Origin of the sequence: Paucilactobacillus oligofermentans DSM 15707 = LMG 22743, assembly GCF_001434315.1 — a bacterium.
In the GTDB taxonomy this organism is placed as follows: Bacteria; Bacillota; Bacilli; order Lactobacillales; family Lactobacillaceae; genus Paucilactobacillus; species Paucilactobacillus oligofermentans.
The window spans coordinates 81,908-96,405 of record NZ_AZFE01000003.1 but is presented as its reverse complement, the minus strand read 5'-3'; the positions used below and the strand labels follow the sequence as shown (position 1 = coordinate 96,405).

18 protein-coding genes and 1 other RNA gene are annotated in these 14,498 nt (G+C 36.0%); 2 read left to right on the top strand and 17 right to left on the bottom strand.

Going from position 1 to position 14,498, the window contains the following annotated elements; all coding sequences use genetic code 11:
- Nucleotides 1-142 precede the first annotated feature (142 nt).
- Nucleotides 143-2,053: an ABC-F family ATP-binding cassette domain-containing protein gene (locus tag FC70_RS01320; RefSeq protein WP_057889241.1), complete on the top strand. Its 1,911-nt coding sequence runs from the start codon at nucleotides 143-145 to the stop codon at nucleotides 2,051-2,053.
- Here the strand turns inward: FC70_RS01320 and tsaD are convergent.
- The 17 genes from tsaD to FC70_RS01240 form a co-directional block, all read right to left on the bottom strand.
- Nucleotides 2,050-3,063: a tRNA (adenosine(37)-N6)-threonylcarbamoyltransferase complex transferase subunit TsaD gene (tsaD, locus tag FC70_RS01315; RefSeq protein WP_057889240.1), complete on the bottom strand. Its 1,014-nt coding sequence runs from the start codon at nucleotides 3,061-3,063 to the stop codon at nucleotides 2,050-2,052. The two genes, FC70_RS01320 and tsaD, sit on opposite strands and share 4 nt — an antisense overlap.
- A 2-nt stretch (nucleotides 3,064-3,065) precedes the next feature.
- Entirely contained in the window at nucleotides 3,066-3,644 is a 579-nt protein-coding gene (rimI, locus tag FC70_RS01310) for a ribosomal protein S18-alanine N-acetyltransferase (RefSeq protein ID WP_057889239.1), read from the bottom strand.
- Nucleotides 3,628-4,353: a tRNA (adenosine(37)-N6)-threonylcarbamoyltransferase complex dimerization subunit type 1 TsaB gene (gene tsaB / locus FC70_RS01305; RefSeq protein ID WP_057889238.1), complete on the bottom strand. Its 726-nt coding sequence runs from the start codon at nucleotides 4,351-4,353 to the stop codon at nucleotides 3,628-3,630. The genes rimI and tsaB overlap by 17 nt, the downstream gene beginning before the upstream one ends.
- Nucleotides 4,354-4,478: 125 nt before the next feature.
- Nucleotides 4,479-5,471 carry a UDP-glucose 4-epimerase GalE gene (gene galE / locus FC70_RS01300; protein ID WP_057889237.1) on the bottom strand — a complete coding sequence of 331 codons (993 nt, stop codon included), beginning with the start codon at nucleotides 5,469-5,471 and terminating at the stop codon, nucleotides 4,479-4,481.
- 54 nt (nucleotides 5,472-5,525) lie between these two features.
- Nucleotides 5,526-6,275 (bottom strand): acyl-[acyl-carrier-protein] thioesterase, encoded by a 750-nt coding sequence (locus FC70_RS01295; protein WP_057889236.1) that lies wholly within the window; start codon nucleotides 6,273-6,275, stop codon nucleotides 5,526-5,528.
- 21 nt (nucleotides 6,276-6,296) lie between these two features.
- Nucleotides 6,297-7,160 carry a 16S rRNA (cytidine(1402)-2'-O)-methyltransferase gene (gene rsmI, locus FC70_RS01290; protein ID WP_057889235.1) on the bottom strand — a complete coding sequence of 288 codons (864 nt, stop codon included), beginning with the start codon at nucleotides 7,158-7,160 and terminating at the stop codon, nucleotides 6,297-6,299.
- Between the two features lie 140 nt (nucleotides 7,161-7,300).
- Nucleotides 7,301-7,639 (bottom strand): DNA replication initiation control protein YabA, encoded by a 339-nt coding sequence (locus FC70_RS01285; protein WP_057889234.1) that lies wholly within the window; start codon nucleotides 7,637-7,639, stop codon nucleotides 7,301-7,303.
- A gap of 15 nt (nucleotides 7,640-7,654) precedes the next feature.
- Nucleotides 7,655-8,668: a DNA polymerase III subunit delta' gene (holB, locus tag FC70_RS01280; protein WP_057889233.1), complete on the bottom strand. Its 1,014-nt coding sequence runs from the start codon at nucleotides 8,666-8,668 to the stop codon at nucleotides 7,655-7,657.
- A 16-nt stretch (nucleotides 8,669-8,684) separates the two neighbouring features.
- Nucleotides 8,685-9,014 (bottom strand): cyclic-di-AMP receptor, encoded by a 330-nt coding sequence (locus FC70_RS01275; RefSeq protein ID WP_057889232.1) that lies wholly within the window; start codon nucleotides 9,012-9,014, stop codon nucleotides 8,685-8,687.
- A gap of 38 nt (nucleotides 9,015-9,052) precedes the next feature.
- On the bottom strand, nucleotides 9,053-9,691 hold the full coding sequence (gene tmk, locus FC70_RS01270) for a dTMP kinase (RefSeq protein WP_057889231.1): 639 nt from the start codon (nucleotides 9,689-9,691) through the stop codon (nucleotides 9,053-9,055).
- Nucleotides 9,692-9,714: 23 nt separating this feature from the next.
- Nucleotides 9,715-9,933 (bottom strand): YaaL family protein, encoded by a 219-nt coding sequence (locus FC70_RS01265; RefSeq protein ID WP_420835976.1) that lies wholly within the window; start codon nucleotides 9,931-9,933, stop codon nucleotides 9,715-9,717.
- Between the two features lie 15 nt (nucleotides 9,934-9,948).
- Nucleotides 9,949-10,548 carry a recombination mediator RecR gene (gene recR, locus FC70_RS01260; RefSeq protein ID WP_057889229.1) on the bottom strand — a complete coding sequence of 200 codons (600 nt, stop codon included), beginning with the start codon at nucleotides 10,546-10,548 and terminating at the stop codon, nucleotides 9,949-9,951.
- A 9-nt stretch (nucleotides 10,549-10,557) separates the two neighbouring features.
- The gene (locus tag FC70_RS01255) at nucleotides 10,558-10,869 is read right to left on the bottom strand and encodes a YbaB/EbfC family nucleoid-associated protein (protein WP_057889228.1); all 312 of its coding nucleotides are present in this window, start codon (nucleotides 10,867-10,869) and stop codon (nucleotides 10,558-10,560) included.
- 18 nt (nucleotides 10,870-10,887) lie between these two features.
- The gene (dnaX, locus tag FC70_RS01250; RefSeq protein WP_057889435.1) at nucleotides 10,888-12,642 is read right to left on the bottom strand and encodes a DNA polymerase III subunit gamma/tau; all 1,755 of its coding nucleotides are present in this window, start codon (nucleotides 12,640-12,642) and stop codon (nucleotides 10,888-10,890) included.
- Nucleotides 12,643-12,782: 140 nt separating this feature from the next.
- Nucleotides 12,783-12,879, bottom strand: an RNA gene (gene ffs, locus FC70_RS09070) — signal recognition particle sRNA small type.
- A gap of 36 nt (nucleotides 12,880-12,915) precedes the next feature.
- Nucleotides 12,916-13,410, bottom strand: coding sequence for a tRNA adenosine(34) deaminase TadA (gene tadA, locus FC70_RS01245; protein WP_057889227.1), 495 nt, complete (start codon nucleotides 13,408-13,410; stop codon nucleotides 12,916-12,918).
- A gap of 5 nt (nucleotides 13,411-13,415) precedes the next feature.
- Nucleotides 13,416-14,024 (bottom strand): class I SAM-dependent methyltransferase, encoded by a 609-nt coding sequence (locus FC70_RS01240; protein ID WP_057889226.1) that lies wholly within the window; start codon nucleotides 14,022-14,024, stop codon nucleotides 13,416-13,418.
- A gap of 222 nt (nucleotides 14,025-14,246) precedes the next feature.
- On the opposite strand from FC70_RS01240, the gene nrdH reads away from it, so the two are divergent.
- Nucleotides 14,247-14,477 carry a glutaredoxin-like protein NrdH gene (nrdH, locus tag FC70_RS01235; RefSeq protein WP_057889225.1) on the top strand — a complete coding sequence of 77 codons (231 nt, stop codon included), beginning with the start codon at nucleotides 14,247-14,249 and terminating at the stop codon, nucleotides 14,475-14,477.
- Nucleotides 14,478-14,498: the final 21 nt, after the last annotated feature.

Sequence of the window (14,498 nt, the reverse complement as noted above, 5' to 3'; positions counted from 1 at the left end):
GAAATTTACTTCACCGTCAATTGTAGCATATGTAGTCACATTGTGAAACTTCTTTCAAATAAAACGCTATCATTTGTTTGTTTTAATACGGTTCGCCCCTTTAATATGCTACAATTTTAGTATTCTATTTCGAGGTAAATCAATGATTATTTTACAAACACAAAATGTTGCCCGTAGATTTGGCAGCGAATATCTTTTCAAAAATATTAACTTACAAATTCAGGACCGTTCACGCATGGCTTTAGTTGGTCGAAACGGTGCCGGCAAAACTACATTATTAAAAATGTTAGCCCAAATCACCCAACCAGATGATGGTGAAATTAGCACCAAAAAGGATACTACGATTGGTTATCTAGCTCAAGATCAAGGATTGGATAGTAGTTTAACCATCTGGGATGAGCTTGATACTGTTTATACCGATCTTCATGAACAAGAACGAAAAATTCATGCTTTAGAAGCAAAAATGGCAACCTTAGATACCGCAACCACAGAATATGCCAATGTCCTTCATTCATATGATCTCATGCAATCTAATTTTGCTACCAATGGTGGCTTTGAATTTGAAAGTCAAATGCGTGGGGTATTAAATGGATTTGGTTTTTCAAATGACTATCACACTCCTGTTAGCAGTCTTTCTGGTGGTCAAAAGACTAAACTAGCCCTTGCAAAACTACTACTACAAAAGCCCAATTTATTAATTCTTGATGAACCAACTAACCATCTTGATATGACTATTTTAGGCTGGCTTGAGGACTTCTTAAAAAGTTATAGTGGCTCACTCTTAATCGTGTCACATGACCGGTATTTCTTAGATCGTGTTGTTAACGAAGTTTATGATATGAGCCAAGGAACTTTAAAACATTACACTGGTAATTACTCAAAATTCATGGATTTAAAGGCTGACGATTTAAAAATTGAAATGAAGCATTATGAGCATCAACAGGCTGAGATCAATAAACTGGAAGATTTCGTAAATCGAAATATTGTGCGGGCATCAACAACTAAACGAGCCCAAGCTCGCCGTAAACAATTAGATAAAATGGAAGTTATGGATCGACCAACCACCGATGACGAATCCATCCACTTTACTTTTAAACAAGATTCTCCTAGTGGTAATATCGTTCTTCAAACTACTAATTTAAAAATTGGTTATGATAGTAAAAAAATTGCTGGACCAATTGACTTTGAACTTCGAAAACCGAATCGACTAGGTGTCATTGGACCCAATGGAATTGGTAAATCTACGATGATTCGCACTATTCTTTCGATGATTCCTAAAATCGATGGTGATATCAAACTAGGTGCTAATGTTAAAATCGGTTATTACGATCAAGAACAGCAAGTTTTGCATCCAAATAAAACGGTGCTCCAAGAAATTTGGGATGATTATCCAACCGTTGATGAACGTGAAATTCGAACCCTTCTTGGCAGTTTTCTATTTATTGGCGATGATGTTTTCAAAACCGTTAGTTCGTTAAGTGGTGGCGAAAAAGCCCGTCTTCAACTAACTAAACTATCTTTTGAGCATTCTAACTTTTTAGTGTTAGATGAACCAACTAACCATTTAGATATTGATAGTCGCGAAGTTCTGGAACACGCCATCAACGAATTTGATGGTACCGTGTTATTTATTTCTCACGATCGATATTTCATTAACCAAGTTGCCACACAAATTTTATCAGTCAGTCCTGACGATTCACAAGTTTTCGAAGGTGATTATGATGATTATTTGGCAGAATTAGAAAAAAATGTAGTTACTGAACAAGTTTCAACTTCAGACGCCAAAGTTAGTTCTACTAACTATCAGCAGAGTAAAGAACAACAGCGGGAACGCCGGAAGCTGGAACGCCAAGTCGAGCAGTTAGAAAATGAAATGAACGACTTAGAGACAAAAAAATCAGCCATTGAATTACAAATGGCTGATCCAGATAATGCTTCAGATGGTACAAAATTAGGCGATTTGCAGTTAGAACTCAATGAACTTACTGATAAACTTGATATTGCTGAAATCAACTGGACCGAAGCCGCAGAAGAATTAGAACAATTTACTTAAAACGATAATCCGGGAACCGCATTTAAACTCATGTCGGTTCTTTTTTTGTGGTCGAAAGCTACTTGACCAGCGGCCCCAATCATCGCCGCATTATCGCCACACAGTTTAAGTGGTGCCATCAGTAATTGAACATTGGAAAATTTCTGATTCAAATCTTTTTCAATTCGATCACGTAACCCTTGATTAGCTGCAACTCCACCGGCCAAAACTAATTGTTTAACTGGATAATCAGCCAATGCTCGTTCAGTTTTACTAGCTAAAACGTCAATCACACTTTGTTGAAAACTTGCGGCCAGATCCTTGGTATCTAACTTTTCTTCACGTTGCTCTGCATTATGAACAGTATTAATGAATGAACTTTTAAGTCCACTAAAACTAAAATCATAATTGTCATCTTTTTCCATAGCCCGTGGAAAATTAAATGTATCGTGTCCTTCATGTGCCCATTCATCAATGGTCTTACCGGCAGGATAATTAACTCCTAGCACGCGGCCAATTTTATCATAGGCCTCACCGGCGGCATCATCTCGTGTTTCACCCAGTACCTTAAAATCATATTCCGACTCAATGTAAACAATTTCTGTATGTCCACCAGATACCAACAACGCCATTTGAGGATACTTAAATTGATCTACAAATCGAGCTGCATAAATATGACCGGCCATGTGATTAATAGGAACTAATGGTAAATCATGAGCAAACGCGACTGCTTTAGCAGCGGTTACCCCGATTAATAAAGATCCTACAAGTCCGGGTCCATACGTTACGGCAACTGCTGATAAATCATTGTAATCTACTTTAGCAGTTTCTAGCGCTTCATTGAGGCAATGCGTAATTTGTTCAATATGATGTCGACTAGCGACTTCTGGGACCACTCCACCAAATCGCTGGTGACTATCAATTTGAGTAGCTACAATATTCGATAAAATCGTATCACCATTTTCAATCACTGCAATACTTGTTTCATCACAACTAGTTTCAAAAGAAAGTATCAATTTACGATTTTCCATAGTTAATTTCCTTTCAAATATTCTAAATCAAGTTCCATATCCAAAGCATCCTCATGATCGCCAAAATAATAGCCAACTTTTTTACCCACCACAATAAATCCAATCCGTCGATATAACCGTTGTGCTTCACAATTACTACTACGAACTTCTAAGGTCATTTTTTTCATATTGATCAGGGCAGCTTTACGGATTAATTTATGAATTAAATATCCACCAACCCCTTTGCCTTGATATTCGGGGCTTATCGCAATATTCGTTAAGTGCGCTTCATTGGTTTGTCGATTAAATGAGCAACCTGCGAATCCCAATAATTTATCATTCTTTCGAACGACTAAATACAAGCGATCACGACGGCGACGAATTTCTTGTAAAAACGCGGCTTCATTCCATGGCGTATTACCATAAATTTTTCTTTCAACTTCGATTATTTCTGGAACATCAGTTACTTGTGCGCGCGCAACAAAATAATCGCAATCACTAATATTAATAATTGCGTTTTTTAATTCAATTGTTTGCGCAATCTCTTCTCGTCGTTGCTTTTGACGATTAAGATTAACCCATTTTTTAAACTTCGCGAACATAAGATTTTTTTAACTCTCCTGGATGAGATTTTTGCCAATTCATTTCAGCTTCCGTTATTCTTAAATAATCAGGTACAAAACTATCAATATCTGAGACTGGATTAATTTTTGCACCCATCAAACCTAACTGAAAAGCAGATGGAAATGATGATTGTTCATTACCTAATGTAATAAATTTACTGTTAGTTTCAAACTGGTTTTTAAATTCGGGTAAAATATCCCCAACTATTAACACTGGTTGTTGCTTTTCATTGATTTTTTCAATTAATTCACTTAATTCCATGTGAGCATCTTCAATAAAACTAACTAATTTTCCTTGTTCCATTTGATAGCCACCAGTAAAAACTGTATTTCTTCTAGCATTAAAAATTGCAATCACTGGTAAATTAGTTAATTCTGCTGGGTCTTTAGCCATCACTGCCAAGCTCGAAACCCCTACTAGCTCAATTTTTAACGTACTGGCCAGAGTCTTTGCGGTTGTTACCGCAATTCGAACGCCAGTATATGAACCTGGTCCTTTGGCAACAACAATTCGATTTAATTCTGCTGGTGTCCAGCTAGCCATTTTCATTAATTGTTCAATCACTGGCATTAAAAACACACTATGGTTTTTAGTTACATTTAAAGTTGTTTCAGCAACTAACTGATCATCCTCAACTAAGGCAATAGCTAACGGTGCGTTAGATGTATCTATAGACAAAATCTTCATTAGTAAGTCCTTTCAAGTAAACATCAACTATCTTACCACAATCATATTATGTTGCCATAGTGTCTTTCTATCAAAAAAGAGTAAAGTTAGCAGACGTTTGGTCTGTAAACTTTACTCAAGGTTAATTATCTATCTTCATATCCATTAGGATGTGTCTCGTGCCATTTCCAAGCCGTTTTGATAATTTCATGAACATCATCAAAACGTGGTTTCCAACCTAAAATTTCTCGTGCATCCTTACTTTCAGCTACTAATGTATCAGGATCGCCACCTCGACGTGGTGCATCAACCGTTGGGATTGGTTTACCCGTAACATCGCGAGCAGCTTCAACCATTTGACGATTTGAAAATCCAGTTGAAGAACCTAAATTAAAGGCTCGACTATCATGACCTTCATCCAAATACTTCAAAGATAAAATGTGTGCATCGGCTAAATCGGTTACGTGAACGTAATCGCGCACGTTGGTGCCATCTGGAGTGTCATAATCATTACCAAAAATTTTGAGCTCATCACGTTTACCTTGAGCGACTTGCAAAATAATTGGAACTAAATGACTTTCTGGACCATGATCTTCACCAATACTACCATCTTCAGCTGCACCAGCAACATTAAAATAACGTAATGGTACAAACTTGATACCATAAGCAACATCAGCCCAATGCATCATTGTCTCCATCATTAATTTACTTTCACCATATGGGTTAATTGGCTTTTGCGTATCTGTTTCCTTTATTGGTACTGAATCAGGAACACCATACGTTGCCGCTGTTGATGAAAAGACGATCTTCTTAACATCATGATCATTCATTGTTTCCAATAAAGTAATCATCCCACCAGTATTATTATCAAAATATTTAAGTGGCTTTTTCATGGATTCTGGAACTACTGAGAATGCAGCAAAATGAACAACTGCATCAATCGATTCTGTATCAAAGACATGATTCAAAAAATCATGATCTCGTACATCACCTTGATAAAACTTAGCTTTCGCATTGATTGCTTTCTTATGACCAGTTGATAGATTATCAACGACCACAACACTTTTACCCTGTTCGATTAATCTGGCCACCATATGTGACCCAATGTATCCTGCACCACCAGCAACTAAAATTGACATGCAATCAAACCTCCTGAGAAATATTATTCACTTTAGTTTACCACAAGAATGCGCTTACGCGAGTTTTTCCCACCAACAATTTGCTTCCGCATTTAAATTGCCTTGTGTTCCAATTCGATGCTTTGTCATTAACGTCGCATCATCAATCGCAACCTCACTTGTCACTAAATCCTTGCCATATCTAACTTCCAACTCATATTTAATCAACATTTTTTTCAATCGATGGGTTTTCATAAAATCTTCACCCAATACATCTAACATCCAGTCAAAGTAATGAGCGTTGTTTACATGTTGATTAGCATCAATATCAAAATATCTTACATGATAATCTTGCCGCAGAAGTAATTCTTCCGAAGTAATTGCTTCTAATTTTCCAACTCTCGGAATTCGTTTAACTTCCTCTGAATGAAATGGTTGTAAAATCTCGTTAGGAATTTGCACCATTTTTCGCGTCGTTAAATCCATATAAACAAAAATACTTGCAATATGTGCGTATTCATTACCTGCTTGATCTCGAATCCAAAATTCGCGAAAAGCAAAGTAACGATTATAAGAAGTTGCTCGCGTACTTAATACAACTGTTTCGCCAACTTTTGGAAGCTTGGTAATCTCAATATTATAGTTAGTAATAACCCAACCACCGCCAAATTGGCCCACAATATCTGGTCCTAAGCCAACTGCATCTGATTGCTTTTCTGAAACTAGAATAGCTAAATTAATCAGCATCCCCACCGTTACATTTCCTTGTGGATCACATTCATAATATGTCACCGTATGCTTCATACTATATTCATTTTGTTCCAAACTTATCACCACCACTTTAAATTATATTTCATGAAATTCTTTATATAAATCTTGTCGATTAATTTGTCTTCTTTTAGCAACTCGCTTAATTGCATTATTTGTCGACTCACCTGCTTCAATCAAATGAACAACTTCTTCAATTGGCGATAAATCTACTAATGATTCATCAACTTCTTCAACATCATTCCCTGCTACCATCATCACAAATTCACCACGAACATTATCAACGGTTGCCCATTCTTGTAATTCTACTAAGGTCCCTCGTAAAAATTCTTCATGCTTCTTAGTTAATTCACGTGCTAAAACTGCCTCACGTTGTGGCCCAAATATTTCAATCATATTTACTAAGGTCTTAGCAATTCGATGTGGTGATTCATAAAAAATTAACGTTTCTTGATGGTTAGCTAGCGCAGTTAGTTCTTGTTTTTGAAAACTTGGCTTACGACCTAAAAAGCCATAAAAATAAAACGGCTGCGGCTCTAATCCTGATGCAATTAGTGCTGTTAGCCCCGCATTAGCTCCTGGTAGTGGCACAACAGGAATATCATGTTCAATACACGCTGCCACTAATTCTTTTCCTGGATCAGAAATTGATGGCATTCCAGCATCACTAACTTGTGCAATTGAGTCTCCATTTAATAATTTTTCTACTAATTGTGGAATTCGTTGCGCCGTATTATGTTCATGAAAACTAATTTGTTTAGTTTCAACTTCAAAATGATTCAATAACTTTTGCGTATTACGTGTATCTTCAGCGGCAATCAAATCAACTTTTTTAAGTGTATCAACCGCTCGAAAAGTCATATCTTGTAAATTTCCAATTGGTGTTGGTACCAAATAAAGGGTTCCTAATTCAGTTTGATCAAAACTATGTTGACGTTGCACAATATTTCTCCTTTACCAGTTAACTAATTACATAAACAATAATAGCCCTACATCCCTTAATTAGACATGCAGAGCTTAAATTTAAAACTATCATAATATTTCAGCACTCTCAAACAACCCGATGTTGTTCAGTACTCTAGTTATTGTCTGCCAAAAATAACATCTAAACAAAAGGTACAAGATTCATTATAATCAAGTCGTTTTCCATAATATTCATTACAAACATGAAAACCTTGCTCATAAATTTTTTGCAAGTTTTGTCGTGGCATTGATAAGCTATCATCTTCGTTATTTTCGCCCTTGAATTCTTTAATAACCGTATGTAAATGCTCATTTTCAACAGATAATTCTGCATTTTCCTCTAGAATTTCGGTCATATCAAGCTTCAATTGCTCCATACTATCAAGTAATTCCTGAGTTTGTTTTGTTACATTAGCAAAGCGATCATACACTTCACGTTTATCAATTCTTTCAGCCATTTTTATTCCTCCGTGTTACCCACGTAGTATGTCTAATATTTTAATTGTTAGTTGTTCTAATACATTTTGAAAACTAATATTCTGATCTAATTTTCGTCGTAATTCCAGCGTTAACTGCGCAACCTGCGTTATCTTTCGACTGGCTGTTTTATCAACTGTTGCTTGAATTAATTCATTTGCTGACTGATAACTAATTTCAGCAGCATCATGCTGATTAGCTTTAATAATTGTATCACGCCAAATCAACATTATCATGTCCAATATTGTTTGCTGCAGGTAACGTTCCTTCGCCAAGGGGACAATCTCACGTTGTACAGTAATAAAGCTTTGTAAATCATGATTTCCTATTGCTTGATACCAATTAATTACCGCCGCTTGTGCTTGATCTAACCAATCATCTTCTAACCATTGCTTAATTTGATCAACTGAATTGGTTAACCCAGTCGCAAATTCAGCTTGGCTTTTAGAAATTCCTTCGTTAATTAAAAACTCAACCAATCTAGCTTTACTAATTGGCAAAAACTCAACACTTTGGCTGCGAGACTGAATCGTTGGTAAAATTGCGCTTTTATTCTCTGTCATTAAAAATGCAAAGAAGTCACCATCTGGTTCCTCTAAAAATTTCAACAAACTATTAGCCGCATTAACCGTCATCTTGTCAGCTTGCTTAATCATAAATATTTTGGTTGAACCCTCAACCGCACTTTTAGAAAACTCAGATTTTAAATAACGAACTTGATCAACTTTGATTTGTCGTCCATCAGGCTCAATTTCCACAATATCTGGATGATTCCCAGATAAAATCCGTTGACACTCCTCGCAAGTCTCATCTGGTTGATTATTTTCAACATGTAAACAAAATAAACGCATTGCAAGCCATTCAGCTAGTTGATATTTACCTGACCCTGATGGTCCAGCGAATAAATACGCATGCGCTAATTCATCATTTTTAATAATATGCTTAAATCTTGAAATAATATGTGGTTGCTCTTGCTCCAGTTGATTAAAAATCGTACTTACTTCACTCATATTATAAAACTACTCTCTAAAATTGATGGAATTGTTCAATTGGTAAGACAAATACGGTAGCGCCACCAACTTGAACTTCTACTGGATATGCAGCTGAAGCGTCCATGGAAACATCCATGTTAACTTGTGGTGTCATAAATTGTCCTCGTGTATGTGAAGTTTTTTCAATTAACTTCATAACTTCTTCAATCCGTTCATCTTCAATACCAATTAAAAAGGTTGTATTTCCAGAGCGTAAGAATCCCCCAGTCGATGATAGTTTTGTTGCTCGAATATCTGCTTCAATAAATTCATTACTTAAAACATTACTATCTTTATCTTGCACAATTGCTATAATCATTTTCATAATTGTCACACTCCCTTGATTAGTATTGTTAATTACTATTAAAACAGGTTAGGATATTTTTGCAACATTGTAGCTTTTACAGCTATTAAAACTTTTTCAAGTGGCTGACTAGCATCTACTAATTTGATACGATCTGAATTTTCTTTTGCTAACTTGAGATATGAGCTTCTCACTCGTTGATGAAACTCTAGGTCCTCAACATCGAGTCGATTAATCTCATCCGTTCGATAAGTTTTAATCCGTCGTAAACCTTCTTCAGATTCAATATCTAAATACACGGTCAAATCTGGTTCCAAACCATCAATTGCAAATTGGTTCATTTGCCAAACTTCATCTTCACCAATACTTCTGCCTGCACCTTGATATGCAATTGAGCTATCAACATATCGATCTGAAATCACTATTTTCCCAGACTCTAAAGCTGGAATTACCGTTTCTTTCAAATGTTGCCGACGAGCCGCCGCATACAATAAGGCCTCAGTTCGAGCATCCATTTCTGTGTTAGCTGAATCTAAAATAATATTTCGAATTGATTCTGAAATTTTATTGCCACCTGGCTCACGAGTTAATACTAAATCATCGCCATATTTTACAGATAATTCTTGACCAATGGCTTGTAAAACACTTGTTTTTCCAGCTCCATCTGGTCCTTCAAAAGAAATAAATTTTCCGTTCAATACATTATCCCCCGTTTTAGTTATTAACCATGTACCTCGCGCCGACGAGCCTCACGAAATAAATACATATATTTTTGCTTTTGTAATTGCGTTTGCATCTCTAATTCATTAGTTACATTACTTTCATAAACTGCTTGTTCAGTTTCTTGAGCATGGTCCCAACTTGCTTTAGCACTATAAACTAATTCCAAAAGCTGGTTATCATATTCATTCTTAATATGCTTATTAATTCGATTAAACATCATTAACCTGCTTTTCTATAATTCAGTCCGACCTTCAACAGCCTTAAACAACGTCATTTCATCAGCATAATCAATATCTGCCCCGACTGATAATCCATGAGCCAAACGAGTAACTTTAATCCCCGCTGGTTTAATTAAGCGTGATAAGTACATTGCGGTTGCTTCACCTTCAGAAGAGGCATTGGTAGCCACGATTACTTCCTTAACTGTCTCATCTTTTTGCAGTCTAACCAATAATGAAGAAATATTAATATCTTCTGGTCCAGTTCCTTCAATCGGTGATAAGACCCCATTCAGCACATGGTAAAGTCCATGATATTCCTTCATTTTTTCCATTGAAATAATATCTTTTGGTTCTTCAACAACTAAAATAGTGGCTTGATCACGTGACTTATCTTGGCAAATTGGGCAGGGATCATCTTCAGTTAAATTTCCACAAATGCTGCAAAAATGTAAATCACGTTTAGCTGCTAACAAGGATTTGGCAAAATTAGTTACATCATCATCTTGCATTGTGATTGTATAAAAAGCTAACCGGGTTGCTGTCTTATTACCGATCCCCGGTAATTTCATGTAACTTTCAATTAATTGTGCAATTGGTTCTGGATATTGCATAGCAGTCTCCTACATACCTAAGCCTTTGGTGTACTTACCCATTGTCTTTTGAGTAGCATCATCAATTTTAGCAATCCCGTTATTTACGGCTGCAACTACTAAATCTTCTAACATCTCAACATCATCTGCATCAACAGCTTCTGGATTAATTGAAATATCTTTTAATTTTTTATCACCAGTAAATGTAGCTGTGACCATATCATCTGGAGCGTTACCAATAAATTCTTGGGCATTTAATTGTTCTTGTTCTTCACCCATTTGTTTTTGCATTTTTTGTGCTTGTTTCATCATTTGTTGCATGTTTCCCATTCCGTTCATCATCGTAAATTCCACCTTTAATTAATCATTTTTTATTTCAACAATCTCATTGCCGAATAATTCTTGTGCTTCACTAACTATCTTATCATCTTTTGTTGAATTACTTGTACTATTTTCACCAGTTTCAGGTGTATCACCGTCACTAGGCTCTTCATCAACAACCTCACCAGACTGCTTCTTACCAGCTAACTGATCGATATATCCTTGACGAATGCTTGGCCATTGTTCTTTCGAAACAAAGATAATATCTCGGTCATTGCCACTAAGTTTTTCTAAATTATCATGCATTTTTTGAAGCAATTCAGCATCATCAGCTGCTTCTTGATAGAGCAAACTATAATCAAACGAAACAATTACTCCGCTTGCACTTGCAGCGACGGGATTTGATACATGTAACATTGACCGTTGTGGCACTGTTAACATATCCAGCATATCACCCCAAAGATCTCTCAGATTAACTAAGTCTTCCTTAGTGGCAATTTCTAATATTGGATAAACCTTCGCCAAATTTACCTTAGGGGCATTTTTGCTAACACTTACACGTGGCTTTTTAACTACGGTTTGTGGTGGAATGGCAGTACCTGCGCCATTGGCAAGTTTCTTAATTTCAGCTTGCATTTTAGCCATTTGTTGCTGTAATTGATCAACTCGTGAATCATTTTCAACCACCGCTTTAGGTTGATTTGATTGACCACTTAATTGCGCCAATTTTATCGTTAGGACTTCTAGATAAACGTCTGGATGCGTAGTAAATCGCATTTCTTGCTGAATTTCATTTAAAGTATCAATTGCTTCATACCAAATATCTGCGGTGACTTTATCACCTAATTGTTTCAACTCATCTGCTGACAAACCGGTACTTTCAACATTAACCATTGAGGGTGCTTTTTGATACAACAGCAAATCACGAATAAATGAAATTAAGTCTTCGATAAATCGTTGACCATCCTTACCTTCATTCATAATATTTTGCATTGTTTCAAGCGCCTTAGCCCCATCATGATCAGTTATTTGTTCAACATATTGATGTAATAATCCTTTTGTAACACTTCCCGTTACCAAGAGTGCATTTTCAACTTCAACCTTATTATTACTAAATGAAATTACTTGATCAAGAATACTTAATGCATCACGCATCCCACCTTCGGCTGCTCGTGCGATAATCCATAAGGCTTGTTCATCATAAGTCACATTTTTTTGATCTAAAATGTATTTCATTCGTTCAAAACTTTGTTCCGCAGAAATTCGTCTAAAATCAAATCGTTGTGTTCTTGAAATAATCGTCAACGGTATTTTATGCGGTTCAGTTGTTGCTAAAATAAATACCACATTTGCTGGTGGCTCTTCTAAAGTTTTTAATAGTGCATTAAATGCCCCGGTTGATAACATATGAACTTCATCAATAATATAAACTTTATATTCTGCAATTGTGGGTGCGTATTTAGCTTTATCCCGAATATCACGGATTTCTTCTACACCATTATTTGAAGCAGCATCAATTTCAATTACATCATTTAACTGACCACTTGTTATCTCTTTACAAGTTTCACATTCATTACATGGTTCGCCATCTTTTAAGAATTGGCAATTAATTGCCTTAGCAAAAATTTTAGCGGCTGACGTCTTCCCGGTCCCACGAGGTCCGGTAAATAAGTACGCATGACTAGTTTGATTAGAAATTAACGCATTTTTTAAAGTTGTGGTAATAATTTGTTGACCCACAATTTCATCAAATCGTTGTGGCCGCCAAACTCGATACAATGCTTGATAACTCATCAGCTTTTTTCCTTTCTCAGTAAATCTATGTAAATAATTATACTTCATTTTTAACTCGTCTGTACGATGAAAATATAGAATCATCCATTTATTTGTATAAAAAAAGATTGGCCGTGAAATATCACGCCAATCTGCTAATTTACTTAAAAACTTAAGGCACAAGGTACTGCAAACTTAGTGCTGCTTCCTTCCGGACCTGACACGGTTCGTAAGAGCGCCCTCGCCCTAAGGCCTTTCGGCAATAATAATCATACTATATCTAGCAAAAAAATGCTAGTCACTTAACCTTAATCGTTTAGCTTCTTTTTTCCGCTGGCGAATGGCCTTAAAAAAAGCTTTCAACATCTGACCACATTCGGCTTCCATCACCCCAGAAACAACCTCAACTTGATGATTTAACCGTGAATCATTTAATAGATGATATAGACTTTCAACCGTCCCAGCTTTTTGATCCTGCGCCCCATAATAGACCGTTTTTATTCTTGAATTAACAATTGCACCACTACACATCATACATGGTTCCAAAGTCACATATAATTCGCAATCTTCCAGTCGCCAACTATGCAAGTTGTCACACGCTTCTTCAATTGCCAACATTTCAGCATGAAATGTTACATTTTGAAATCGTTCGCGCATATTATGACCACGGCCAATAATTCGACCATTACAAACGACGATTGCCCCAATCGGTACTTCATTAACAACTAATGCCTGTTTGGCCTCTTTGATTGCTTCAGACATATAAAAATGATTTTGTTCAACCGTCATCGAAATTAATCTCCTACTTTTACACTCTTCAAAATATAGTATCCTTTATCACGTTTTATAACTTCACAATGCCCAAACGTTTCCGTCATTAACTTTTTAGCAGACGGTGCTCCTTGCTTTTTTTGTAAGACAATCCATAACGTTCCATCTACCAGTAGGTGATCATTAGCTTCGGTAATAAAGTTATCAACAACATTCTTTCCAGCTCGAACTGGTGGGTTAGAAACGATTGAGGCGTACTTATCAGTTATATTTTCATATGCATTTGAACTATTAATAGTAACGTTTTTAATTTGGTTATTATTAGCGTTCTCACGAGCTAGCTCCAGCGCCAACTCATTAACGTCAACCATGTCAACAGTTCGATCTGAATAAGCATATGCCAATGACAATCCAATTGGCCCATATCCACAACCTAAATCTAAAATATTGCCCGCGGGTAAATCATTTGTTTCAAAGTTTTCAATTAATACGCGACTACCATAATCAACTGATTGCTTAGAGAAAACCCCGTTATCAGTTACAAACTTAAAATTATGACCTCGTAATTCAAAATCCCATGATTTTTTTTGATGAATTACATCCGGATTTTGTGTATAATAGTGATTATTCATTTTCTCGTCTCCAAATATAAGTATGTTTCTATCATATCGTATTAACCAAAAAAAAAATACAATTTAATTGCTACTTACAAAATGTTAACACACCACAATATGTGGTGTGTTTTATTTTCAAATGTCACAATATGTGGTGTTTTTATGTTGCATTTTCCACTACACGCGGTATACTAATAAACATAAATAAGTTAGTAAAAAGCAGTTATGAGGGTGAAGAATATGGGTAAAGTAACATTATTTTCAAAAAACAATTGTATGCAATGCAAGATGACAAAGCGTTTCCTTGCAGAACACAATGTGGAGTTTATTGAACACAACATTGACGAACAACCAGAATTTATTGATAGTCTAAAAGCTGAAGGATTCCAAGCAACACCAGTAATTAAATTAGGCAACGGCGATTCATTCACCGGTTTTCGTCCAGATGTGTTAAGCCAATTAGCAATCTAGACTGACAGTTATTTGAATGCA

Bases quoted from the DNA above. Each gene is read 5' to 3' on its own strand.
- galE (WP_057889237.1), bottom strand. From the start codon at position 5,471: ATGTCAATTTTAGTTGCTGGTGGTGCAGGATACATTGGGTCACATATG.
- dnaX (WP_057889435.1), bottom strand. From the start codon at position 12,642: ATGAGTTATCAAGCATTGTATCGAGTTTGGCGGCCACAACGATTTGAT.
- FC70_RS01320 (WP_057889241.1), top strand. From the start codon at position 143: ATGATTATTTTACAAACACAAAATGTTGCCCGTAGATTTGGCAGCGAA.
- FC70_RS01285 (WP_057889234.1), bottom strand. From the start codon at position 7,639: ATGGCTGAAAGAATTGATAAACGTGAAGTGTATGATCGCTTTGCTAAT.
- FC70_RS01255 (WP_057889228.1), bottom strand. From the start codon at position 10,869: ATGATGAACGGAATGGGAAACATGCAACAAATGATGAAACAAGCACAA.
- recR (WP_057889229.1), bottom strand. From the start codon at position 10,548: ATGCAATATCCAGAACCAATTGCACAATTAATTGAAAGTTACATGAAA.
- FC70_RS01240 (WP_057889226.1), bottom strand. From the start codon at position 14,024: ATGAATAATCACTATTATACACAAAATCCGGATGTAATTCATCAAAAA.
- nrdH (WP_057889225.1), top strand. From the start codon at position 14,247: ATGGGTAAAGTAACATTATTTTCAAAAAACAATTGTATGCAATGCAAG.
- tsaB (WP_057889238.1), bottom strand. From the start codon at position 4,353: ATGAAGATTTTGTCTATAGATACATCTAACGCACCGTTAGCTATTGCC.
- tsaD (WP_057889240.1), bottom strand. From the start codon at position 3,063: ATGGAAAATCGTAAATTGATACTTTCTTTTGAAACTAGTTGTGATGAA.
- rimI (WP_057889239.1), bottom strand. From the start codon at position 3,644: ATGTTCGCGAAGTTTAAAAAATGGGTTAATCTTAATCGTCAAAAGCAA.
- FC70_RS01265 (WP_420835976.1), bottom strand. From the start codon at position 9,933: ATGTTTAATCGAATTAATAAGCATATTAAGAATGAATATGATAACCAG.
- holB (WP_057889233.1), bottom strand. From the start codon at position 8,668: ATGAGTGAAGTAAGTACGATTTTTAATCAACTGGAGCAAGAGCAACCA.
- FC70_RS01275 (WP_057889232.1), bottom strand. From the start codon at position 9,014: ATGAAAATGATTATAGCAATTGTGCAAGATAAAGATAGTAATGTTTTA.
- tadA (WP_057889227.1), bottom strand. From the start codon at position 13,410: ATGACGGTTGAACAAAATCATTTTTATATGTCTGAAGCAATCAAAGAG.